General features: G+C 68.1%; 21 protein-coding genes. 12 read left to right on the top strand and 9 right to left on the bottom strand.

What is annotated here, in order from left to right; genetic code table 11:
* The first annotated feature begins 49 nt into the window (after nt 1-49).
* From O4H32_RS02135 to O4H32_RS02115, 5 genes are read left to right on the top strand one after another with little or no spacing between them, the layout of a single operon-like run.
* On the top strand, nt 50-580 hold the full coding sequence (locus O4H32_RS02135) for a TRAP transporter small permease (RefSeq protein WP_269356241.1): 531 nt from the start codon (nt 50-52) through the stop codon (nt 578-580).
* Nucleotides 577-1875 carry a TRAP transporter large permease gene (locus O4H32_RS02130; RefSeq protein WP_269356240.1) on the top strand — a complete coding sequence of 433 codons (1299 nt, stop codon included), beginning with the start codon at nt 577-579 and terminating at the stop codon, nt 1873-1875. Before O4H32_RS02135 ends, O4H32_RS02130 begins: the two co-directional genes overlap by 4 nt.
* Nucleotides 1876-1905: 30 nt before the next feature.
* Complete coding sequence (locus tag O4H32_RS02125) at nt 1906-2931, top strand: DctP family TRAP transporter solute-binding subunit (RefSeq protein WP_269356238.1); 1026 nt, start codon at nt 1906-1908, stop codon at nt 2929-2931.
* Between the two features lie 34 nt (nt 2932-2965).
* Nucleotides 2966-3763 carry an alpha/beta fold hydrolase gene (locus O4H32_RS02120; protein ID WP_269356236.1) on the top strand — a complete coding sequence of 266 codons (798 nt, stop codon included), beginning with the start codon at nt 2966-2968 and terminating at the stop codon, nt 3761-3763.
* A gap of 23 nt (nt 3764-3786) precedes the next feature.
* Complete coding sequence (locus O4H32_RS02115; protein ID WP_269356234.1) at nt 3787-4539, top strand: TSUP family transporter; 753 nt, start codon at nt 3787-3789, stop codon at nt 4537-4539.
* Between the two features lie 63 nt (nt 4540-4602).
* Here the strand turns inward: O4H32_RS02115 and O4H32_RS02110 are convergent, their stop codons facing one another.
* The 6 genes from O4H32_RS02110 to xdhA all read right to left on the bottom strand — a co-directional run bounded on the left by O4H32_RS02110 (nt 4603) and on the right by xdhA (nt 13081).
* Nucleotides 4603-5151 (bottom strand): YaeQ family protein, encoded by a 549-nt coding sequence (locus tag O4H32_RS02110; protein WP_269356232.1) that lies wholly within the window; start codon nt 5149-5151, stop codon nt 4603-4605.
* A gap of 9 nt (nt 5152-5160) precedes the next feature.
* Entirely contained in the window at nt 5161-6657 is a 1497-nt protein-coding gene (locus O4H32_RS02105) for an AMP nucleosidase (RefSeq protein ID WP_269356231.1), read from the bottom strand.
* A 152-nt stretch (nt 6658-6809) separates the two neighbouring features.
* The gene (gene guaD / locus O4H32_RS02100) at nt 6810-8147 is read right to left on the bottom strand and encodes a guanine deaminase (protein ID WP_269356229.1); all 1338 of its coding nucleotides are present in this window, start codon (nt 8145-8147) and stop codon (nt 6810-6812) included.
* Nucleotides 8144-9211, bottom strand: coding sequence for a xanthine dehydrogenase accessory protein XdhC (xdhC, locus tag O4H32_RS02095; protein ID WP_269356228.1), 1068 nt, complete (start codon nt 9209-9211; stop codon nt 8144-8146). Before xdhC ends, guaD begins: the two co-directional genes overlap by 4 nt.
* On the bottom strand, nt 9211-11574 hold the full coding sequence (gene xdhB / locus O4H32_RS02090; protein WP_407932601.1) for a xanthine dehydrogenase molybdopterin binding subunit: 2364 nt from the start codon (nt 11572-11574) through the stop codon (nt 9211-9213). Before xdhB ends, xdhC begins: the two co-directional genes overlap by 1 nt.
* A gap of 22 nt (nt 11575-11596) precedes the next feature.
* A complete protein-coding gene (gene xdhA, locus O4H32_RS02085) occupies nt 11597-13081 on the bottom strand; it encodes a xanthine dehydrogenase small subunit (protein WP_269356224.1) in 1485 nt (494 codons plus the stop codon).
* A gap of 204 nt (nt 13082-13285) precedes the next feature.
* Between xdhA and O4H32_RS02080 the strand changes: the two genes are divergently transcribed.
* Nucleotides 13286-14260, top strand: coding sequence for a LysR family transcriptional regulator (locus O4H32_RS02080; protein WP_269356222.1), 975 nt, complete (start codon nt 13286-13288; stop codon nt 14258-14260).
* Between the two features lie 142 nt (nt 14261-14402).
* Nucleotides 14403-15785, top strand: coding sequence for an NCS2 family permease (locus O4H32_RS02075; protein WP_269356220.1), 1383 nt, complete (start codon nt 14403-14405; stop codon nt 15783-15785).
* A 30-nt stretch (nt 15786-15815) separates the two neighbouring features.
* On the opposite strand, the gene O4H32_RS02070 is transcribed toward O4H32_RS02075, so the two are convergent.
* Nucleotides 15816-16754, bottom strand: a complete 939-nt coding sequence (locus tag O4H32_RS02070) for a LysR substrate-binding domain-containing protein (RefSeq protein WP_269356218.1) — start codon at nt 16752-16754, stop codon at nt 15816-15818.
* A 122-nt stretch (nt 16755-16876) separates the two neighbouring features.
* Here O4H32_RS02070 and uraD point away from each other — a divergent pair, with 122 nt between their 5' ends.
* Both uraD and O4H32_RS02060 read left to right on the top strand, forming a co-directional pair.
* On the top strand, nt 16877-17407 hold the full coding sequence (uraD, locus tag O4H32_RS02065; RefSeq protein ID WP_269356216.1) for a 2-oxo-4-hydroxy-4-carboxy-5-ureidoimidazoline decarboxylase: 531 nt from the start codon (nt 16877-16879) through the stop codon (nt 17405-17407).
* A 27-nt stretch (nt 17408-17434) separates the two neighbouring features.
* Complete coding sequence (locus O4H32_RS02060) at nt 17435-17944, top strand: ureidoglycolate lyase (protein WP_269356214.1); 510 nt, start codon at nt 17435-17437, stop codon at nt 17942-17944.
* Nucleotides 17945-17984: 40 nt separating this feature from the next.
* Here the strand turns inward: O4H32_RS02060 and O4H32_RS02055 are convergent, their stop codons facing one another.
* Together O4H32_RS02055 and O4H32_RS02050 are read right to left on the bottom strand one after the other, a co-directional pair.
* Nucleotides 17985-18899 carry a DMT family transporter gene (locus O4H32_RS02055; protein WP_269356212.1) on the bottom strand — a complete coding sequence of 305 codons (915 nt, stop codon included), beginning with the start codon at nt 18897-18899 and terminating at the stop codon, nt 17985-17987.
* Nucleotides 18896-19813 carry a LysR family transcriptional regulator gene (locus O4H32_RS02050; protein WP_269356210.1) on the bottom strand — a complete coding sequence of 306 codons (918 nt, stop codon included), beginning with the start codon at nt 19811-19813 and terminating at the stop codon, nt 18896-18898. Before O4H32_RS02050 ends, O4H32_RS02055 begins: the two co-directional genes overlap by 4 nt.
* 221 nt (nt 19814-20034) lie before the next feature.
* Here O4H32_RS02050 and gcl point away from each other — a divergent pair, with 221 nt between their 5' ends.
* The 3 genes from gcl to glxR are packed head-to-tail and all read left to right on the top strand — an operon-like array spanning nt 20035 to nt 23525.
* On the top strand, nt 20035-21816 hold the full coding sequence (gene gcl / locus O4H32_RS02045; RefSeq protein WP_269356208.1) for a glyoxylate carboligase: 1782 nt from the start codon (nt 20035-20037) through the stop codon (nt 21814-21816).
* Between the two features lie 13 nt (nt 21817-21829).
* Nucleotides 21830-22606, top strand: coding sequence for a hydroxypyruvate isomerase (gene hyi, locus O4H32_RS02040; RefSeq protein ID WP_269356206.1), 777 nt, complete (start codon nt 21830-21832; stop codon nt 22604-22606).
* Nucleotides 22607-22640: 34 nt separating this feature from the next.
* Nucleotides 22641-23525, top strand: coding sequence for a 2-hydroxy-3-oxopropionate reductase (glxR, locus tag O4H32_RS02035; protein ID WP_269356205.1), 885 nt, complete (start codon nt 22641-22643; stop codon nt 23523-23525).
* Nucleotides 23526-23630: the final 105 nt, after the last annotated feature.

Here is a 23630-nt window from a genome sequence, read left to right as displayed (position 1 = left end):
CAGTAGGATTCAGTGTCGCCCTACGGCCCGCCACCGCTGCACACGATCCATGTCCGACGCCCACGCCGCCGACCCCGATTCCAAAGACCTGCCCGGCTCCGCGCCGCCCCCCGATCCCGCCCTGCGCATCCCGCTGCGATTCGAGGACTGGCTGACCGTACTGACCCTGGGCGCCCTGGCCTGCATCACCCTGGCCAACGTGATCGTCCGCTACCTGACAGCCGAATCCTTCGCCTGGACCGAGGAAATCTCCGTTTTCCTGCTGATCGTCCTGACCCTGAGCGCCAGCTCGTCGGCCTTTGTGCGCCTGCTGCACATCCGCATCGAGCTGCTGGCCGACGGCGGCGGTCCCGCGCGGCGGCGGCGCTTCGCCCTGGCGGCGGGCGCCGTGTCGCTGCTGTTCTTCGCCGGCCTGACCGTCCTGCTGGGCCGCATGGCCCTGGATGAATACAACTGGGGCGACACTTCCCCGGCCATCGGCGTGCCCACCTGGTGGTATTCCATGTGGTTGCCGGTGCTGTCGGCGGTCATCACCCTGCGGCTGGCCGGCATCCTGCGGCGCGCCTGGATGCCGACATGATCCCGACACTGCTGTTCGGCCTGTTCGTGGTCCTGATGGTCATCGGCGTGCCCGTGGGCATCGCCCTAGGGGCCGCCGGCACGCTGGCCATCGCCCTGGCCAATCCCGACACCCACTGGTTCGGCCTCATGGCGGTCTCGCAGAGCTTCTACGCCGGCCTGGCCAAATACCCCCTGCTGGCCATCCCCATGTTCGTGCTGGTGGGCTCGATCTTCGACCGCTCGGGCGTCGCCGCCAGGCTGGTGCGCCTGGCCCAGTCCATCACCGGCAACGGCCCGGGCATGCTGGCCGTGGTCGCCATCACCGTCGCCATGTTCCTGGGGGGCATCTCCGGATCCGGCCCCGCCTGCGCCGCCGCCGTGGGCGCCATCATGATCGGCGCCATGAACCGCGCCGGCTATCCCCGCGCCTACTCGGCCAGCGTGGTGGCGGCGGGCGCGGCCACCGACATCCTGATCCCGCCCTCGATCGCCATGATCGTCTATTCGGTCCTGGTGCCGCAGGCCTCGGTGCCCGCGCTGTTCGCGGCGGGCATGTTCCCGGGCCTCCTGGCCGGCATCGGGCTGATCATCCCGGCCGTCTGGCTGGCGCGGCGCCACCGGATGGGCGCCGCCGCCCGCGCCGAACCCCGACCGCCCTTCTGGCGCAGCCTGTTCGAGGCCATCCCCGGCCTGGCCGCCCCCGTCATCATCCTGGGCGGCATGCGCATGGGCTACTTCACGCCCACCGAGGCCGCCGTGGTCGCCGTGTTCTACGGCCTGTTCATCGGCTTGTGCGTGCATCGCACCATCCGTCCGCGCGACCTGTTCCCCATTCTGCGCGAGGCCGGTGAACTGTCCGCCGTCATCCTGCTGATCGTCACGCTGGCGGGGATCTTCGCCTGGTCGCTTTCCACCCTGTCGATCATCGATCCGATCACGAACGCCATCGTGCATTCCGGACTGGGCGCCTACAGCGTCCTGGCGCTGCTGGTCCTGCTGCTGGTCGTGGCGGGCATGTTCCTGGACGGGATTTCGATCTTCCTGATCTTCGTGCCGCTGATCCAGCCGGTCGCCCAGGCCTTCGGCTGGGATCTGGTGTGGCTGGGCGTGGTGCTGACGCTGATGGTCGCGGTGGGCCAGTTCACACCACCGGTGGCCGTCAATCTGATGGTCTCCAGCAAGATCGCCCGCATCCCGATGGAAAGCACGACGCCCTGGGTCCTGTGGATGGTGGGCGGCATGCTCTGCGCCCTGGTCCTGGTCGTGATTTTCCCGCAGATCGCGCTCTGGCTGCCGCATTATCTGGGATACTGACGCACAACAATTTTCAAAGAGGAGACCGACATGCGTTTCAAGCGACTCATCGGCGCCGCCGCCCTGGCCTTCACGGCCCTGGCGGCCGCGCTGCCGGCCCAGGCGGCCGACTACAAGTCCGAATACAAACTGTCCATCGTGGTGGGCACCAACTTCCCCTGGGGCCAGGGGGCGGTGATCTGGTCCGACCTGGTGCGCGAACGCACCAACGGCCGCATCAACATCAAGGTCTACCCGGGCACTTCGCTGGTCCAGGGCGACCAGACCCGCGAATTCACCGCCATCCGCCAGGGCGTGATCGACATGGCCATCGGCTCGACCATCAACTGGTCCCCCCAGGTCAAGGAACTGAACCTGTTCTCCCTGCCCTTCCTGATGCCCGACTATGCCGCCATCGACGCGCTGACGCAGGGCAAGGTCGGCGAGCAACTGTTCGGCATCCTGTCGAAGAAGGGCGTGGTGCCGCTCGCCTGGGGCGAGAACGGCTACCGCCAGCTCTCCAATTCCGCGCGCGAGGTCAAGACCCCCGAGGACGTCAAGGGCATGAAGCTGCGCGTGGTCGGCTCGCCGCTGTATATCGACATCTACACCGCCCTGGGCGCCAACCCGACCCAGATGAGCTGGGCCGACGCCCAGCCCGCGCTCGCCAGCGGCGCCGTCGACGGCCAGGAAAACCCTCTGTCCATCTATGCCGGGGCCAAGCTCTACGACGTCGGCCAGAAATTCCTGAGCCTGTGGAATTACGTGGCCGATCCCCTGATCTTCGTGGTCAACCAGGACGTCTGGAATTCCTGGTCGCCCGCCGACCAGAAGATCGTGCGCGAAGCCGCCATCGAGGCCGGTCGCCAGGAAATCGTCATCGCCCGCAAGGGCGTGACCAGCACCGACGATTCCCTGCTCAAGGAAATCGAGGGCCACGGCGTGAAGGTCACGGTCCTGTCGCCCGAACAGATCGGCGCCTTCGCCAAGGCCACCCGGCCGGTGTTCGACAAATGGGCCAAGCAGATCGGTCCCGATCTGGTGAGACAGGCGCAGGCCGACATCGCCAAGCGCTGAACACCGACACCCATCGTCCCTGCCGGAGCCCCGCATGCACGCCGTCGAAGTTCTCGGAACCCGCGTCACCTACGCAGTCGACGGCCAGGGGCCGGCGCTGGTGCTGGTAGCCGGCACGGGCGGCAACCTGGACAGCAACTGGGCCCACCTGGTGGAGCCCCTGGCGTCCCGCCATACGGTCATCCGGCCCGACTACTCCGGGTCGGGCGAGACCACCGACCCGCCCGGGGACCTGAGCCTCGATCTGCTGGCGGCCCAGGTGCTCGCGGCGGCCACGGCGGCGGGCGCCGAAACGTTCGACCTGGCCGGCTTTTCGCTGGGGGCCTGCGTGGCGGCGCAGGTCGCCGCCACGCATCCCGCACGTGTCCGCTCCCTGACCCTGCTCGCCGGGTTTGCCTCCGGCCAGGATCCCCGCATGCGGATGCAGTCCGATCTCTGGCTCGACCTCATCCGCCACGATCCGCACGACTTCGCGCGGCTGGTCCTGCTGACCGGCTTCAGCCCCGCCTTCCTGGGACGCATGGACGCGGCCCAATTGACGCAATGGACCGATGCCGTCCTCGTATCCAACCGCTGGGAAGGCATCGCCCGCCAGATCCGGCTCGACGCGAGCCTCGACATCCGGCCGCTGCTGCCCCGCATCGCGGCCCCCACCCTGTCCATCGGCTGCGCGCACGACGCCATGGTGCCCAAGGAGCACGCCCGCGCCCTGGCGGACGCCATCCCCGGCGCCCGCCATGCCGAGCTGGACAGCGGCCACCTCGCGCCGTTCGAACAGCCCGAGGCGTTCCTGGACCTGCTCACCGCCTTCATCGACATCCCCCGCGCCTGAACGCGCCCGCTGCGGCATCCCCCATGGAAATCACCTTCGACGTCGCCGTCCTGCTGTTCTTCGTCGCGCTGCTGGCGGGCATCGTCGACGCCATTGCCGGCGGCGGCGGACTGATCACCATCCCGGCGCTGCTGGCCGCCGGTCTGCCGCCCGGAGCGGCCATCGCCACCAACAAGATCGGCGGCATCGCCGGTTCGACGGCCACCACGCTGCATTTCCTGCGGATGCGCCAGATCGACCTGAAGCGCAGCCGCCGGATGATGCTGACGACCTTCCTGGGATCGCTGGCGGGCGGGATCGCCCTGACCCGCATCGACAGCGGCGTGCTGCGTCAGGTGATCCCTTTCCTGCTGATCGGCTTCGCCCTGTATTTCCTGCTGTCGCCGCGCGTCGGCGCGGAAGACCGCGCGCAGCGCATCACGCCCGTCCTGTACGCCGCCACCCTGGCGCCGCTCATCGGCTTCTACGACGGATTCTTCGGACCGGGCACGGGCACTTTCTTCGCCATTTCCTGCGTCACGCTGCTGGGCTTCAACCTGGTCAAGGCCACGGCGCACGCCAAGCTGCTGAACCTGTGCAGCAACCTGGCCTCCGTCCTGTTCTTCGCCGCCAGCGGGCACATCGTCTGGGCCTTCGGCCTGCCCATGCTGGCGGGCCAGTGGATCGGCGGAACCATCGGCGCGCGGCTGGCCGTCACGCGCGGCCACCAGTTGATCCGGGTCCTGATGGTGTCCATGGCGCTGATCGTGTCGGTGAAGATGCTGCTGGAACGCTAACCCCATCCCGGATGGCCGACCGCGTCGGCGGCGAAAGCGGCCGACGCCGTCGGCGCACCCCGATCAGCCGGCTTCGCGCAGGCAGCGCACGTCCAGGCTGACGTCCCCGCGTTCGCACGACACCCAGGCCGTGCGGTCGGTGACGTTCACGCTCAGGCTCATGTTGCGCTCGGCCAGCGCCGCCAGGGCGCGCGAGGCCTCGGGATCCAGGACCCAGACCTGCAGGTTGGCGGCCCGGCCCAGTTTGTTCCGCACCCCGTTCCACCAGACGTCCGCGCCCCGGCCGTACGCCAGCACGATCACCTGGCCCGACCGGCCGCAGGCCTTCTGCAGGCGGCGCTCGTCGGGCAGGCCGACTTCGACCCACTGCCGGATCGCCCCGGTCAGGTCGAGGTTCCAGAGATCGGGCTCGTCCGTGTCGCTCAGCCCCCGGGTGAAGACCAGCCGTTCATCGGCCTCGACCCACAGGGCGTAGGCCAGCAGCCGCACCATCAGGCGTTCGTCGGTCTCGGACGGATGCCGGGCGACGGTGACGGCATGGCTGCCGTAGTAGGCGCGGTCGTTGTCCGCGACGTGGAGTTCCGCCTTGTAGACGGTGGAACGCAGGGCCATGGTTTTTGATTATTTGAACGCTGTTTCGATGAAGCTGCGCAGTTTACGCGAGTGCAGGCGTTCGCCGGGCATCTCGCGCAGGTGTTCCAGCGCCCGGATGCCGATGTGCAGGTGCTGGTTGACCTGGGTGCGATAGAAGGCGGTGGCCATGCCCGGCAGCTTCAGTTCGCCGTGCAGCGGCTTGTCCGACACGCACAGCAGCGTGCCATAGGGCACGCGGAAACGGAAACCGTTGGCCGCGATGGTGGCCGACTCCATGTCCAGGGCGATGGCGCGCGACTGCGACAAGTGCTGCACGGGTTCCTGCTGGTCGCGCAGTTCCCAGTTGCGGTTGTCGATGGTGGCCACGGTGCCGGTGCGCATGATCCGCTTCAGTTCCCAGCCCGACAGGCCGGACACATCGGCCACGGCCTGTTCCAGGGCGACCTGGACCTCGGCCAGCGGCGGCACCGGTACCCACAGGGGCAGATCGTCGTCCAGCACATGATCCTGGCGCACGTAGCCATGCGCCAGCACGTAGTCCCCCAGCCGCTGGGTGGTGCGCAGCCCGGCGCAATGGCCCAGCATCAACCAGGCCGACGGCCGCAGCACGGCGACGTGGTCGGTGATGGTCTTGGCGTTGGACGGACCCACGCCGATGTTGATCAGCGTGATGCCGGTGTGCCCCGGCCGCTTCAGGTGATAGGACGGCATCTGCGGCAGCGGCGCCGGCCCCGTGCGGGCCTCGTCCAGGCTGTCCCGCGTGACGATGCGGTTGCCGGGCTCGACCAGCTCCGTGTAGCCGCCTTCGCCGGCGGCCAGGGTCTCGCGCGCCCACTGGACGAAGCCATCCACATAGAACTGATAGTTGGTGAACAGCACGAAGTCCTGGAAATGCACCGGGGCGGTGGCCGTGTAATGCTGCAGCCGGTGCAGGGAATAATCGATGCGCGGCGCGGTAAAAGGCGCCAGGGGGCGCGCCTGGTTGTCGCGGCCGCGCCAGGTGCCGTTGACGATGGCGTCGTCGGTCACGGCCAGGTCGGGCACATCGAAATGGTCGCGCAGGGCGTGGCCGGGCACTTCGGAATATTCCCCCTCGACGTACTCGCCCTCCGGGAAGGCGAAATGCAGGGGGATGGGCAGGTCGGACTCGCCGATCTCGACCGGCACGCCGTGATTGCGCAGCAGCAGGCGCACCTGTTCGCGCAGATAATCGTGGAACAGGGCGGGCTGGGTGACCGTGGTCATGTAGACGCCCGGCTCGACCAGGTGGCCATAGGACAGGCGGCTGTCGACTTCCTGGTAGGAATTCACCCGGATACGGATCGCCGGGTAGCAGGCGCGCACCCGCTGGCCGGTTTCCAGGCCGTTGGCGCAATATTCGCGGAAGGCATCGCGGATGAAGGCGGTGTTGCGCCGGTAGATTTCCAGCAGCCGGTCCACCGCCGCATCGGCATCCTCGTAGCTGGAGAACGGGATCAGCGGCGGCAACCGGGTCGGGCGTGCGGTATCGATGAATTTTTCCATGCGCCCGATTATGGCAGGTCTTCGTGACAGCCGGGCACACGCGGCCGCAGGCTGCGCAGCGTGGGGGCCCTTTTGCCGCCGGGCCGCCCCAAGGCAAAAGACGCCCCCTCGGGGGCAGCAAGCGGCCGCAGGCTGCGCAGCGTGGGGTCCATCTACCCGCGCCGGTGCACCTCCCGCCCCGCCGCGTAGGTGGCGGCGATGGCGCGATCGTCGCCCAGCATCGCCAGGGCGAACAGCAGTTCCTCCAGCGATTCGGCCAGGGCGCTGCGGCGCTCCAGCAGCGGGGTGGCCTTGGGATCCAGGACGATGAAGTCGGCCTCGGCGCCCGGCTCCAGCGTGCCGATCCTGCCCGTCAGGCCCAGGTGCTTGGCCGCGCCCTGCGTGGCCTGCCAGAACATGCGCCGCGCCGTCAGGTAGTGACCCGACAGACGCGCGACCTTGTGCGCCTCGTTCATCGTCAGCAGCATGGAAAAGGACGAGCCGCCGCCCACATCGGTGGCCAGGGCCACCGGCATGCCGAAGTCCTTGGCCGCCGCGAAGTCGAACAGGCCGCTGCCCAGGAACTGGTTGGACGTGGGGCAGTGGGCGGCGACGGCGCCCGCGTCGCGCATGCGGCGGCGGTCGTCGTCGTCCAGCCAGACGCAGTGCCCATAGACCGACCGGGGCCGCAGCAGGCCGTACTGGTCGTAGATGTCCAGGTAGCTGCGATAGCCGGGAAACAGGTCCATGACCCACTTCACCTCGTCGCGGTTCTCAGACACGTGCGACTGGATGAACACGTCCGGATAGCGTTTGGCCAGTTCGCCGCACAGACGCAGTTGCTCGGGCGTGGAGGTCGGCGCGAAGCGCGGCGTCAGGGCGTACATCTGGCGTCCCGTGCCGTGCCAGCGCCGGATCAGGTCCTCGCTGTCGCGGGCGCCGGATTCCGCCGTGTCACGCAGGTATTCCGGACAATTGCGGTCCATCATGACCTTGCCCGCCACCATGCGCAGATCACGCGCGTGGCTCTCCTCGAAGAAGGCCTGGGCCGAACCCGGGTGGACGGTGCAGTACACCAGCGCGGTGGTCGTGCCGCAGCGCAGCAATTCATCCAGGAAGAAACGCGCCACGTCCTGGGCGTATTCCGGATTCTCGAACCGCCGTTCGGTCGGGAAGGTATAGGTTTCCAGCCAGGGCAGCAGACCGGGCGCCGGCGAGGCGATCATGTCCGTCTGCGGATAGTGGATGTGGGTATCGATGAAACCCGGCGTGATCAGGCGGCCGCGCCAGTCGTTGACCGGCGTGCCGGGGGGCAGGTCGCCGATCAGCCGATCGTAGTCGCCGCATTGTTCGATGCGGCCGTCGCGCACGACCAGCAGGCCATCGCGGATCCATTCACAGGCCTCGTCCTCGGCCTTGGGCGTGTCGCGGAAATACAGCAATTGCGCGCGGTAGGCCTGCGGGCCGGATGCCTGCGTCCCGGCGGGCGCGGACGGGGTCGTGGACGTCATGGGGTCTCCTCTGTGTGTACGGGGGTTTCGGCCCGAGCCGGCGCGGCGGCCCGTCGCTCACGCCCGGAACGCAGGCGCAGCAACTGGGCGGCGACCGCGACGGCGATCACGGCGGGCTGTTTGCCTTCGATGCCGGGTTCGCCGATGGGACATACGATGCGCGCGATCCGTTCCGGCGCGATGCCGCGCGCGCGGAACCGATGCTCGAACTTGCGCCGCTTGGTCTGAGAGCCGATCAGGCCGAAATACGCCACGTCGTCGCGCCGCAGCAATCGCTCGCACAGGCGCTGGTCGAGCGCGTGGTCGTGGGTCATGATCAGGAAGCAGCCGCCGGGCGGCGCCTCGTCGATCACGGCCTCCGGCGTGTCGGTCGCTTCGATCAGCACATTCGGCGGCACCGCGTCCGGAAACAGGTCGTCGCGCGCATCCACCCAGGTCACCCGGCAGGGCAGGGTGCCCAGGACATGCACCAGGGCCTGGCCGACGTGGCCGGCGCCGAAGATCACCACATGCAGCGGATCGGGGCGCACGGCCTCGCGCAACGTCAGGCAGCCCCGGACGGGATCGGGACGCAGCAGCCGGTCGGGATCCGGCCCGGACGGGTCCGCGAGGCCGACATCGGCCGCCGCATCCGCCTCGTCCGGCGCGGACACGCGCACCCAGGGCTGCACGCCTTCCCCGCCCAGGCCGACTTCGCGGATGCGGCCGGCCGGCGACTGCAGGCCGGCGCGCAGGGCTTCCAGCCAGCCGCGGTCGGATTCCCGCAGACGCTCGAACAGCAAGTGCACCATGCCGCCGCAGCACTGGCCCAGCGCCGGTCCCAGGGGCAGGGCCTCGATCCAGCGGTCGGGGCCGTCGTCCGCGCGCAAGCGCGCCCGGGCGAACCCGGCCGCCTTCCATTCCAGGTGTCCGCCGCCGATGGTGAGCCACTGGTGGCCCTCGGACACCAGCATCTTCGCCCCGGCCTCGCGCGGGGCCGATCCCTGGACCCAGGCGACCGTGACCAGCACCGCCGCCTGGCGCCGATCCAGGCACCACAGGGCCTGATCGATCCAGGCGTGCATCAGGCCGCGCTGCGTTTCCGCAGGCCCTCGGCTGCCTTCAGGATGGCTTCCGGCGTGGCCGGCGCCCGCAGATCGGGCGAGGTCCGCCCGTCGCCCACCGCCGCCACCGCGTCGCAGAGCGCGTTGAAGGTGCTGATGCCGTGCAGCAGCGGGGGCTCGCCCACCGCCTTGGAACGGTGCACGGTGTCCTTCAGGTTCTGCGCCCGGAACAGGCTCACACGGAAATCGCGCGGGCAGTCGCTGATGGCCGGGATCTTGTAGGTGGACGGCGCGTGCGTCATCAGGCGGCCATCGTCGCGCCACCAGAGCTCCTCGGTGGTCAGCCAGCCCGTGCCCTGGATGTAGCCGCCCTCGATCTGTCCCAGGTCGATCGCCGGATTGATGGACGCCCCGGCATCGTGCAGGATGTCGGCGCGCAGCAATTTCCATTCGCCGGTCAGCGTATCCACCACCACTTCCGACACCGCCGCCCCGAAGGCGAAATAGAAGAACGGCCGGCCGTGCATGGTGGCCTTGTCCCAGGTGATGCCCGGGGTGGCGTAGAAACCGTCGGACCACAACTGCACGCGGTCCCAGTAGGCCTCGTCGGCCAACTGGCCGAACGGGATGTTGCGGCCGTTGACGTTGACCTGGCGCCAGGCGAAGACCACGTCGTCGGGTTTGCCGCCGTATTTGCGGGCGGCGAAATCGGCCAGGCGCGTGCGCAACTGCAGCGCGGCGTCCTCGGCCGCCTTGCCGTTCAGGTCGGTGCCCGTGGAAGCCGCCGTGGCGGAGGTGTTGGCGACCTTGAAGGTATCGGTGGCCGTGACGCGCACGCAGTCCAGGTCCAGCCCCAGGGTGTTGGCCACGATCTGGGCGACCTTGGTGTTCAGGCCCTGGCCCATTTCCGTGCCGCCGTGGTTCACCAGCACCGAGCCGTCGCGGTAGATGTGCACCAGCGCGCCCGCCTGGTTGAAAGCCGGCACGTTGAAGGAAATGCCGAACTTCACCGGCGTCAGCGCCAGGCCCTTTTTCAGGATGGGGTTGGACGCGTTGAAGTCGTTCACCGCCTGGCGGCGCGCCCGGTAATCGGAGCTGTCGACCAGTTCGGCCACCAGCGGCTCGATCAGATTGCCCTCGACCACCTGACCGTAGGGGGTGGTGTTGCGCGTTTCGATGCCGTAGAAATTGGTCTGGCGCACATCCAGCGGATCGCGGCCCAGTTCGCGGGCGATGCGGTCGATCACGACTTCGGTCAGCAGCGCGCCCTGCGGGCCGCCGAAGCCGCGAAAGGCCGTGTTCGACTGCGTGTTCGTCTTGCCGCACATGGCGCGCACATCCGCCGCCGGGATGTAATAGGCGTTGTCGAAGTGGCACACGGCGCGGCTGGCGACGGCCTCGGACAGATCGGCCGAAAACCCGGAATGCAGCGTCATGTCCAGGCGCATGCCCAGGATCCGGCCCTCGTCGTCGTAACCGACTTCGTACGCGTAGTGAAAACCATGGCGCTTGCCGGTAATCATCATGTCGTCGTCCCGGTCGGCGCGCAGCTTCACCGGCCGCCGCAGCCGGTGCGCGGCGACCGAGGCCAGGCACGCGAAAACCGCCGACTGGGATTCCTTGCCCCCGAAGCCGCCGCCCATGCGCCGGCATTCGACCTGGACCTGGTGGGCGTGCCAGCCGAGCGTATGGCCGACCACGGCCTGCATTTCCGTCGGGTGCTGGGTGGAGCACCAGACCAGCATGCCGTCCTTCTCGCGCGGGATCGCGTAGGCGATCTGGCCCTCCAGGTAGAACTGCTCCTGGCCTCCGCAGTCGAACGTCCCCGTCAGGCGGCGCGGCGCGGCAGCCAGCGCGGCCTGGACGTCGCCCTGGACCAGGCGCATGTCGGGCAGCGTGCGCGATCCGGCTTCCTTGGCCTGCACCGGCGTGAGCAGATGGGGCAGTTCCTCGTAGTCGATCTTGCCCAGGCGCGCGGCGCGGCGCGCGGCGTCCACCGAGCGCGCCACCACCAGGAACAGCGGCTGGCCGACATACTGGACCAGTTCGTCGGCCAGCAGGGGATCGTCGTGCAGCACCGGGCCGCAGTTGTTTTCGCCGGGAATGTCGCGGGCCGTGAACACGGCGACGACGTCCGGGGCGCGGCGCACGGCCTCCAGGTCCATGCCGCGCACACGGGCGTGCGCCTTGGCGGACAGTCCCAGGGCGGCGTAGACGGTGCCCCGCAGTTCGGGAATATCGTCGGTGTAGAGGGCCTCGCCGGTGACGTGCAGCGCAGCGGATTCGTGCGGGCTGGACGCGCCCGCGGCGGGTTCGCCCTCGACGGGACGGGGAATGCGGTCGTTGGCGACCGCCAGCCGGTCCAGTTCGACCGGCACGTTGATGCGCATGTTCATGACGGCCTCCTCAAGCGATGTCGGCCAGTGCGGCCGTACTGACCTGATGCGTCGCCAGCGGCGCCCCAGGGGCGGTTTCCAGATAGAAGCGGTACAGCAGATTGCGCGAGGCCAGCAGGCGGTATTCGCTGCTGGCGCGCATGTCGGTCAGGGGCTTGAAGTCCTGTCCCACGGCGTCCATCGCGGCGCGGATATGGGGCTCGTCCCAGGGCTGGCCCTGCAGGGCGGCCTCCACGGCATGCGCGCGGCTGGGCGTGGCCGCGACCCCGCCGAAGCCGGTGCGCACGGATTTCACGACACCCGACGCGTCCAGGATCACGGCGAAGGCCGCGCACACCGCCGAGATGTCCTGGTCGAAGCGCTTGGACAGCTTGTAATGGCGGAACTGGCGGCCGGCCACCCGCACGGGCACGCGCAGGCCCTGCACGAATTCGCCGGGCTCGGACGCATTCTTCTGATAACCCAGGTAGTAATCCTCGAGCGGCATCTCGCGCACCCGTTCGCCCCGGCGCAGGATGATGCGGGCGCCCAGGGCGATCAGGCCCGGCATGGAGTCGCCGATCGGCGATCCGTTGGCCACGTTGCCGCCCAGCGTGCCCGCATTGCGGATCGGGAAGGACGCGAAACGCTGGCGCATTTCGGCCAGTTCGGGAAGATGCCCGACCAGGGCGTCGAACGCGTCGTTCAGCAGCGCGCCCGCGCCGATCAGCAGGTCGTCGCCTTCCAGGCGGATGTCGCGCAGTTCGGCCACCTGGCCGATGTAGATCAGGTGCGGCAGATCACGGAACTGCTTGGTCACCCACAGGCCCACGTCGGTGCTGCCGGCCAGGATGCGGGCGTCGGGGTGATCCAGGCGCAGTTGCGCCAGCTGGGCCAGGGTGCGCGGCGCATGGAATGTGTGGCCGTCGTGCGTGTAGGTAAAGACGTCGTCGCGCCGCAGCGCGGACAGGACGTCGGCCAGGGCAGCCCGGTCGAAGGGCGCGGCGGGATAGTTGAACATTTCGCCGGCCGCGCGCACGATGGGCTGATAGCCTGTGCAGCGGCACAGATTGCCCGACAGCGCGTCGTCGATTTCGGTCCGCGTGGGCGCCGGATCCTGCGGCCCATGCGCCAGGTACATGCCCCACAGGGACATGACGAAACCCGGGGTGCAGAAACCGCACTGTGAGCCGTGGCAATCGACCATGGCCTGCTGAACCGGATGCAGCGCGCCGTCCTCCTGGCGCAGGTCCTCGACCGTATACAGCGCCTTGCCGTCGAGCGTGGGCAGAAACTGGATGCAGGCGTTCACCGCCCGCATGGCCACGCCGCCCCAGCCATCGGGCTCGGCCACCATGACGGTACAGGCACCGCAGTCGCCCTCGGCGCAGCCTTCCTTGGTGCCCATGCAGCCCAGATCCTCGCGCAGGTACTGCAGCACGGTGCGGGTCGTGGGCTGACCGGAAACTTCGTGGGTCTGGCCACGATAATGAAAGCGAATGACATCGGTCTCCATCGCATCCCTCTTTTCATTGAATGGGTGTTGGCGCCTCTGGGCGGGTCGGGCGGCAACGGAGCGCCGCGACGCGAAGAACCGTCCAGGGGTTTCTTGCGTCCAAGATATCACCGCGCGACCGCCCGGGCCATTCACCCGGAATGATGGACAACATCAGGCCGGGATCCGGTGGACGGGCGGCGCACGCGCGTGAATAATAGGCCGATGCAACGAACCCGCGAACCCCTGGATACGCACCTGCTGCGCATCCTGCAGATCCTGCTGACCGAACAGAGCGTCTCGCGCGCCGCCATCAAGCTGGGGCTGTCGCAGCCGGCACTGAGCAATTCGCTGCGCCGCCTGCGCGACATCACCGGCGATCCGGTCCTGGTGCGCGGCAAGACCGGCATGGTGCCCACCGCCCGCGGCCTGGAACTGCTGGCGCACGCCAACGATGCGCTGAACGCCATCGAGCGCATCACACAGCCGCCCGGCGCGTTCGATCCGGCCCGGACCACGCGGGAATTCCACCTGGGAGCGCCCGACTATCTGGATGCGATGTTCCTGCCGAACATCGCCGAAATCCTGCGCCGCGAGGCGCCACACGCCAAATTCATCGTACACCCGATCAACGCCGATTACGACTATGCGGGCGGCCTGGAGGACGGCGGCCTGGACGTGGTCATCGGCAACTGGCTCGAACCGCCGCCGCAGATGCACATGGCGCGGCTGTTCGACGACGAGGTCGTCTGCATGATCGGCAGCCAGAACCCGGCCGCCCACCGCGAACTGACCCTGAAACACTACCTGGAACTGCCGCACCTGGCGCCTTTCCCCCACGTGACCGAACGCCAGAGCTTCATCGACGGCCACCTGGCGTCCCAGGGCCTGAAGCGCAACATCCAGATGACCATTCCCTATTTCGGCCAGGTGGCCGGCATGCTGCTGCGCACCGACCTGATCTTCACCACCGGCCGCCAATTCGCCCAGCACTACGCGCGCTACCTGCCCATTTCCATCCTGCCTTCGCCCCTGCCCTTCCCGCCCATGCGCTTCTACCTGCTGTGGCACCGCCGCTGCCACGGCGCACCGGAAGTCGTCTGGCTGCGCCAGTGCATTGCCAAGGTCGCCGCCATGCTGCAGGCCAGCCTCGATGACGGCCGCCAGAATCCGCCCGCGCGGCATTCGGACAAACCCTGATCCTTCCCAGAAGACATCATCGGGGCTTGATAGTCGTCATCAGGCCCGCGCGCGCACAGCCCGAAATCGCGTCCCTAGAATGGTCCGGACCCTCAAGCGCCCGCCGCATCAGAAGGCGCCAACCATTCAGGAGACACCGCTCATGAGCGAGCAGGAACACGCCTTGCCGGCGGGGATTGGCGCCCCCGCAACCCCCGCCGCCCCGACCTCGTGGCTCGATCAGCGCTTCCAGCTGGCGGCCCGCGGCACCAGCGTGCGCCAGGAGACCCTGGCCGGACTGACGACTTTCCTGGCGATGGTCTATTCCGTCTTCGTCGTCCCCGGCATGCTGGGCAAGGCGGGCTTCGATACCTCTTCGGTCTTCATCGCGGTCTGTCTCACCAGCGCCTTCGGCTCGCTGCTGATGGGCCTGTGGGCCAACCTGCCGATCGCCGTGGGCTGCGCGATCTCGCTGACTGCCTTCACGGCCTTCGACCTGGTCCTGGGCCAGGGCCTGTCGCCCGCCGTCGCCCTGGGCGCGGTGTTCCTGATGGGCGTCATCTTCACCGCGATCTCGGCCACCGGGGTGCGCAGCTGGATCCTGCGCAACCTGCCGACCGGCATCGCGCACGGCACCGGCATCGGCATCGGCCTGTTCCTGCTGCTGATCGCCGCCAACGAAGTCGGCCTGGTGGTGAAGAACCCCGGCCCCGGCCTGCCGGTGTCCCTGGGCGCCATCGGCGCCATGCCGGCCCTGTTGTCGGTCCTGGGCCTGGCGGCGATCTTCGGCCTGGAGCGTCGGCGCGTGCCGGGCGGCATCCTGCTGGTCATCGTGGCGCTGTCGGTCTTCGGCCTGATCTGGGATCCCGCCGTGACCTTCAAGGGCCTGTTCGCCCTGCCATCCTTCGGCGGCGAGCACTCGCTGATCGGCGTCATGGACGTCGGCGGCGCGCTCAACGCGGTCGTCATCCCCAGCGTCCTCGCCCTGGTCATGACGGCCGTGTTCGATGCCACGGGTACCATCCGCGCCGTGGCCGGCCAGGCCGGCCAACTGGACCAGAACGGTCAGATCATCAACGGCGGCCGCGCCCTGACGGCGGATTCGGTGAGCTCCATCGTATCGGCCGGTCTGGGCGGCGCTCCGGCGGCGGCCTACATCGAATCGGCGGCCGGCACGGCGGCCGGCGGCAAGACCGGCCTGACCGCCACCATCGTCGGCCTGGGCTTCCTGGCCCTGATCTTCCTGTCGCCGCTGGCGGGCCTGGTGCCGTCCTACGCCACCGCGCCAGCCCTGATGTACGTGGGCCTGCTGATGCTCGGCGGCGTGCGCAAGCTGCACCTGGACGACACCGTGGACACCATGGCCGGCATGGTCTGCGCCGTGTTCATCGTGCTGACCTGCAACATCGTCACCGGCATCATGCTGGGCTTCTGCACCCTGGTGATCGGCCGCCTGTTCGCCGGCGAATGGCGCCGGCTGAACATCGGCACGCTGGCCATCGCCATCGCCCTGGCCGTGTTCTACCTGGGCGGCTGGGCGATCTGAGGACCTCGGCCCGGCGCGCGCGGGGCGCCTTCAGCCCTGCCGCGCCAGCACGCCTTTTCCGCAGTCGCCCAGCAGGTGCCGCAGCCATTGATGGGAGGGCGCATGATGATTGCGCGCATGCCACAACTGATAGAACCGCATCGGCGGGAACTCGATCGGCGATTCCAGGACCGCCAGCGGCAACAGTTCCGTGTAGTAGCGGGCGAAATGCCGTGTGGTGGTGAACACCAGGTCCGTGCCCGGCAGCAGGTAGGGCGCCAGCATGAAGGATTGCGCCTCGACGCATTCCTCGCGCTGGATGCGCAGGGATGTCAGCACCGTGTCGATCATGCCGCGCTGGGTGATGGAATACGGGGTCGGCACCACGTGCGGCACGCGCCGGTAATCGTCCAGCGTCATGCCGCGCCGCGCCAGCGGATGGTCGGCCGCCACCATGCACACGATCTCGTCTTCCAGCAGCACCGACAGATGCATGCGGTCGGGCGGCTCGGGCCAGTTGCCGATCACCACGTCCAGCTCGCCTTCGGCCAGGGAATGCTCGAAATCGAAATCCGGCCCCAGGGAATGCAGCACCAGCCGCGCATGCGGGGCCTCGCGCCTGAAGCGCGCCACCACCGACGCGGCGAAGGCCGGCGCCAGGTAATCCGGCGAGCCGATGCGAAAAACCTGGCGGCTGCTGTCGGGCTCGAAGGCGCCGCCCGCCTCCAGCATCGAATCGATCGAGGCCAGCGCCGTGCGGGCGTGCTCCAGGATGGCGAGCGCCCGATCGGTGGGCACCATGCCGCCCTTTTCGCGCACCAGCAGCGGATCCTGCAGGATCTGGCGCAGGTTCTTCAGCGCCACGCTGATGGCGGGCTGGGACTGATTGAGCTTCAGCGCCGTGCGCGACACGCTGCGTTCGGCCATGAGGATGCTGAACACCTTCAGCAGATACGTATCCAGCGTTTCGCTACCGCGTCGTGTCGACATCGTGGGGTTCTCCGTTCGGACGGGAGCGAGTCCTGCCGCCCCCGGGAATGCGGCACAGCATATACCACTTATACCGCCCCGCGCCCTTCATTTGGCGCGCGATACACCGTAGACTTTCCATCATGATGCACTCATCCCCCCCTGTCATGACCCTGCACGAACTATCCTCCCTGACCCAGGCCGAGTTTTCCCGGGAACTCGGTTCGATCTTCGAACATTCTCCCTGGATTCCGGAACGCGCCTGGGCCGCCCGGCCCTTCGCCGACGTGGACGCGCTGCATCAGGCCATGATGCGCGTGGTGCGCGAAGCCGATCCGGCGGAACAGCTCGCCCTCATCGCCGCCCACCCGGAACTCGCCGGCAAGGAAGCCGCCGAAGGCACCCTGACCAACGACTCGACCAACGAACAGCGAGGCGCCGGCCTGGACCAGTGCAGCCCGGAAGAACTGCGGCGCCTGCGCGGCCTGAACGCCGCCTACCGCCAGCAATTCGGCTTCCCCTTCGTGATCGCCGTCAAAGGGCGCAGCCGCTACCAGATCATGGACGCGATCGAACACCGGCTGCGCAACGATCGGGAAACCGAATTCGACACCTGCCTGGACCAGATCGGGCAGATCGCGCGTTTCCGGCTCGACGCCCGGTTCGCCGCCTGACACGCTGAAAACCCCATGGAGTCCCACATGACCACCACGCCGACGCTCCTGACCATCGAGCCCCTGACGCGCGAGGCCTTCGCGCCCTTCGGCGATGTGATCCAGGCCGACGACGCGGCCAATCACTTCACCATCAACGAAGGCAACACGGAACGCTATCACGACCTGGCGCGCATCGATCCGGGCGAGGACGGCCGCGCCATCGTGTCGATCTTCCGCGGCCTGCCGCGCACGCTGCCCTTCACCGTCACCATGATGGAGCGCCATCCGAAAGCCAGCCAGGCCTTCATTCCCTTGTCGGGCCGTCCCTACCTGGTCGTGGTCGCCGACCCCGCCTCCAGGCCCGCGGTCGCCGACCTGCGCGTGTTCCTGTGCCGGGGCGATCAGGGCGTGAACTACGCGCGCGGCGTCTGGCACCATCCGCTGCTGGCGCTGGAAGCCGTCTCCGACTTCCTGATCGTCGACCGATCCGGCCCGGGCGAGAACTGCGACGTCGTCCCGATGGACGCGCCCGGCGTGATTCCGGTGACGGACTGAACATCCGCGCGGCGCCGGATCGACGCCAGCGCCGCAATCCCTATTTGCGCCCGCCCATCGACCGCAGGCTGACCACGGCCAGGGCCACGCCGATCAGGATCATCCCGGCCAGTTCCAGCCCGCCGGGGACCTCGCCCAATTCCAGCCAGCCGGCCAGCACCCCGACCACCGGCACGCCCAGCGACGACAGGCCCGCCACGCCGGCCGACAAGTGCTGCAGGGCGAACAACCACAGGAACCAGGCCAGCGCCGTCGCAAGGATCGCGTTGTAGGCCAGCGCCGCGTAGAAATAAGGCACGGGCTCGATCGGCTTTTCCGGCACCAGCCAGGCGGCGACGCACAGCGCCAGCGCGCCAAACAGCATCTGCCACGCCGTCAACGGCAGCGCGTCCATCGGGTGGTCGCGCTTGATCCATTTCGCCACCAGGGTCGCCAGCGCCCAGCACAGGCCCGAGGCGAGGGCCAGCACTTCGCTGACGATGCCCGCGTGATGGTTCCAGGGCTCCAGGATCAGCAGCAACCCCGTCGCGGCCAGCGCCAGCGCCAGCCATTGCGCCCCCCGGATCCGTTCGCCGAACGCCGCCCAGGCCAGCGGGATGACCCAGAACGGCATCGTATACACCAGGATCGAGGTCTTGCCCGCGCCGCCCTGCAGCAAGGCAAGCTGGATCAGGGCGGAAAACATCCCGGTCTGCAACACGCCCAGCAGCACCACGCGGGGCCAGGCCCGGATGCGCATGGGACGCCGCAGAAATTTCAGCACCAGCAGCAGCGCCGCGGCGCCGAACAGGGTGCGCAGCGCGGAAAACTCGAAGGGGCCGACATACGCCAGCACCTGCTTCATGACGACCCAGTTATACCCCCAGACGAGCGCCATGCCGGCCAGCGCCATCAGGGCGAGCCGCTCGTTGCGGCGATTGCCGGCGGCCGTCGGCGGCGTTTTTTCAGCGTTCAAGATGCTCCCCGCCCTTCCCAGTAACCGGGTTCATGATAATGGTTTCGCAATTCGTCGATGAAATAGCGCACCTTGGCCGGCAGATAGCGCTGCTGCGGATAGACGGCCTGGATGTCGTAGGCGGGCAGGGCGAATTCGTCGAGCACTGTCACCAGTTCGCCGCGCTTGAGTTCGCGCTGGATTTCCCAGGTGGACCGCCAGCCGATGCCCAGGCCCTGGCGCACCCAGCGGTACAGCAACTCGCCATCGTTGCAGGCCAGGTCGCCGCGCACCCGCACGGCGAACGGCTTGCCGTCGCGCACGAAGGTCCAGCCACGGTGCTGCCCCCCTTGCAGATTGAAGGCCAGGCAATTGTGCCGCGCCAGATCCTCGGGCACGCGCGGCACGCCGTGCGACTCGAAATAGGCCGGTGTGCCGCACACCACGCGGCGGTTCGGGTACAGGCGCACCGCCACATAATTGGGATCGGTGACCTCGCCGATGCGGATCGCCATGTCGTAGCCTTCGCGCACCAGGTCCACCACGCTGTCGGTGAAATTGAAGGACAGCGCCAGATCCGGATAGCGTTCGCGAAACGCCAGGGCGTGCGGGGCCACGTGCAGGCGCCCGAACGAGGCAGGCGCCGATACCACCAGGTGGCCGGCGAGCGACTGGCGGCGGGACATGATGCTGGCATCGGCGTCATCGAAGTCCTGGATCAACTGCTGGCAGTGCTCCAGATAGCGTTCCCCCAGGTCCGTCAAGACCAGGCCGCGCGTGGACCGGTGCACCAGTTGCACCCCCAGGCGTTTTTCCAGCGCCGTCAGTCGCCGCCCCATGACGACTGGTGTCACGCCCTCGACCAGGGCGGCGGCGGCGAAGCTGCCCTGCTCGGCAATCAATACAAAACTGCGTATCTCGGTATAACGGCTCAAGAATGCCCCCCGCAGGCTGGACAAGCCGCCGGAACACGGAAAAACAGCAGAATGAGAACGAAACCAGCGTGTCCCGGGCCATGGAAATTCTACCCCAGGCCTCGTTCATTACATACAAATAGTATCGACAGAAGCGAGGCTGGCTGGGATTCCTGCGCCCAGGCGATTTCTTTATTCTGGTCCCGTCACCGAATGTCCATCCGACCGATCCAGGAGAAATCATGGCCAGAATGAGAGCAGTCGACGCCGCCGCCGCGGTCCTGCAGAAAGAGGGCATCACCACGCTCTTCGGCGTGCCCGGCGCCGCCATCAACCCGCTGTACTCCGCCCTGCGCAAGAACGGCGGCTTCAAGCACGTGCTGGCCCGCCACGTGGAAGGCGCTTCGCACATGGCCGAGGGCTACACCCGCGCCAACCCCGGCAACATCGGCGTCTGCCTGGGCACTTCCGGCCCCGCCGGCACCGACATGATCACCGGCCTGTACTCGGCGTCCGGCGACTCCATCCCCATCCTGTGCATCACCGGCCAGGCGCCGCGCGCCCAACTGCACAAGGAAAGCTTCCAGGCCGTGGACATCGAAACCATCGCCAAGCCGGTCACCAAGTGGGCCGTCATGGCGCGAGAGCCCGAACTGGTGCCCCGCATCCTGCAGCAGGCCTTCCATGTCATGCGTTCCGGCCGCCCCGGCCCGGTGCTGGTGGATCTGCCCTTCGATGTGCAGATGGCCGAAATCGAATTCGACATCGACACCTACGAGCCGCTGCCCGTCTACAAGCCCGCGGCCACCCCGGCCCAGGCCGCCCGCGCCGTGGCCATGCTCAACGCCTCCGAACGCCCGCTGCTGATCGCCGGCGGCGGCGTCTTCAGCGCCGAGGCCGAGGACCTGCTGCGGGAATTCGCCGAACTGACCGGCGTGCCGGTCATCCCGACCCTGATGGGCTGGGGCGTGATTCCCGACGACCATCCGCTGATGGCCGGCATGGTCGGCCTGCAGACCGCCCACCGCTATGGCAACGCCAGCCTGCTGGCGTCGGACTTCGTCATGGGCATCGGCAACCGCTGGGCCAACCGCCACACGGGCTCGACCCCGGTCTACACCAAGGGCCGCACCTTCGTGCACATCGACGTCGACCCGACCCAGATCGGCAAGGTCTTCGGCCCGGATTACGGCATCGCCTCGGACGCCGGCGCCGCCCTGCGCCTGATGATCGAAGAGGCCGGGCGCCTGAAGGCCGCCGGCCAATTGCGCGACCGCAGCGCCTGGGCCCAGGAATGCCGCGCGCGCAAGGGCCAGAAATCCATGCAGCGCAAGACCCACTTCGACCAGTCGCCGCTCAAGCCGCAGCGCGTGTACGAAGAAATGAACAAGGCCTTCGGCCGCGACGTACGCTACGTCACCACCATCGGCCTGTCGCAGATCGCCGCCGCCCAGATGCTGCACGTCTACGGCCCGCGCCACTGGATCAACGCCGGCCAGGCCGGCCCCCTGGGCTGGACCGTGCCCGCCACGCTCGGCGTGGTGGCCGCGAACACCGGCGACGAGATCGTCGCCCTGTCCGGCGACTATGACTTCCAGTTCATGATCGAGGAACTGGCCGTGGGCGCGCAGTTCAACCTGCCCTACATCCACATTGTGGTCAATAATGCCTATCTGGGGCTGATCCGCCAGTCGCAGCGCGGCTTCGACATGGACTATTGCGTGCAGTTGGCTTTCGACAACATCAACGCACCGGAGACCGACGGCTACGGCGTGGACCACGTCAAGGTCGCGGAAGGCCTGGGCTGCAAGGCCATCCGTGTGAAGAAGGTCGAGGACATCCAGCCCGCGATCGCCCAGGCGCGCGCCTGGATCAAGGAATTCCGCGTGCCGGTCGTGGTCGAATTCATCCTGGAGCGCATCACCAACATCTCCATGGGCAACGAAATCGACGCAGTCAACGAATTCGAGGAACTGGCCGAGCACGGCGAGGACGCCCCGACCGCCATCACCCTGCTGGACTGAGGAGACACACGCCATGCCCAAATTCGCCGCCAATCTGTCGATGCTGTTCACCGAAATCGACTTCCTGGACCGCTTCCAGGCCGCCGCAAACGCCGGCTTCAAGGGGGTCGAATACCTGTTCCCGTACGCCTACGACAAGCAGGAACTGGCCAAGCGCCTGAAGGACAACGGCCTGGTCCAGGTGCTGCACAACCTGCCCGCCGGCGACTGGGAAGCCGGCGAGCGCGGCATCGCCTGCCATCCCGACCGCGTCGAGGAATTCAAGCAAGGCGTCGCCCGCGCCATCGAGTACGCCCAGGCCCTGGGCTGCCCCCAGGTCAACTGCCTGGCCGGCAAGATCCCCGCGGGCGTGACGCCCGCCGCGGCGCACAAGACCTTTGTGGACAACCTGCGCTACGCGGCGGCCGAGCTGAAGCGGGCCGGCATCCGCCTGGTGATCGAGCCCATCAACACCTTCGACATCCCGGGCTTCTTCCTGTCGCGCACCGACCAGGCGCTGGCGATCATCGCCGAGGTCGGCTCCGACAACCTGCGCGTGCAGTACGACATCTACCATGCGCAGCGCATGGAAGGGGAACTGGGCAACACGATCAGCAAGCACCTGGCTTCCATCGGCCACATCCAGCTCGCCGACAACCCCGGACGCAACGAGCCGGGCACCGGCGAGATCAACTACCGCTGGCTGTTCCGGCACATCGACGCCGTCGGCTACGACGGCTGGATCGGTTGCGAATACAAACCGGCCGCCCGCACCGAGGACGGCCTGGGCTGGATCCAGGCGCTGGCCTGACCCACACCACGGACATCAACAAAGGAGCACTCTCATGGCCAACATCGGTTTCATCGGACTGGGCATCATGGGCACCCCCATGGCCGCCAACCTCATCCAGGGCGGCCATTCGCTGTCCACCTTCACCCACGGCAAGACCCCGCAGAACCTGCTGGACGCGGGCGCCAAGGCACTCGCCAACGCCACCGAGGTCGCCAAGGCCTCCGACATCGTCATCGTCATGGTGCCCGACACCCCCGACGTCGAAGCCGTGCTGTTCGGCGAGAACGGCGTGGCCGCCGGCCTGACCAAGGGCAAGATCGTCATCGACATGAGCTCGATCTCGCCCGTCGCCACCAAGGAATTCGCCCGGAAAATCAATGCGCTGGGCTGCGAATACCTGGACGCCCCGGTGTCCGGCGGCGAAGTCGGCGCCAAGGCCGCCAGCCTGACCATCATGATCGGCGGCAGCCAGGCCGCGTTCGACCAGTGCAAGCCGATCTTCGAACTGATGGGCAAGAACATCACGCTGGTCGGCGGCAACGGCGACGGCCAGACCACCAAGGTCGCCAACCAGATCATCGTCGCGCTGACCATCGAGGCCGTGGGCGAGGCCCTGGTGCTGGCCTCCAAGGCCGGCGCCGATCCGGCCAAGGTCCGCCAGGCGCTGATGGGCGGCTTCGCCAGTTCGCGCATCCTGGAGGTGCACGGTGAACGCATGGTCAAGCGCACTTTCGATCCGGGCTTCCGCATCAACCTGCACCAGAAGGACCTGAACCTGGCCCTGACCACCGCCCGCCAACTGGGAATGTCCCTGCCCAGCACGGCCGTGGCCCAGGAACTGTTCAACGCCTGCGTGGCCCACGGTGGCGCCGGCTGGGACCACTCCGGCATGGTGCGCGCGCTGGAGATCCTGGCCAACCATGAAATCGGCCAGTAATCTGTAGTACCGCCCCCTGTCCGGTGAAACCGCCGGACAGGGCGCAAACCACGGCGGCCGCCCGGCCATCGCGGCTTGCGACGCGGCTCGCCGCAGCGCGCGGCC

The organism is Castellaniella denitrificans (genome assembly GCF_027214045.1).
GTDB classification, from domain to species: domain Bacteria; phylum Pseudomonadota; class Gammaproteobacteria; order Burkholderiales; family Burkholderiaceae_B; genus Castellaniella; species Castellaniella denitrificans_A.
The sequence above is the reverse complement of the archived record's forward strand: the minus strand, read 5'-3'. Positions and strand labels throughout refer to the sequence as shown.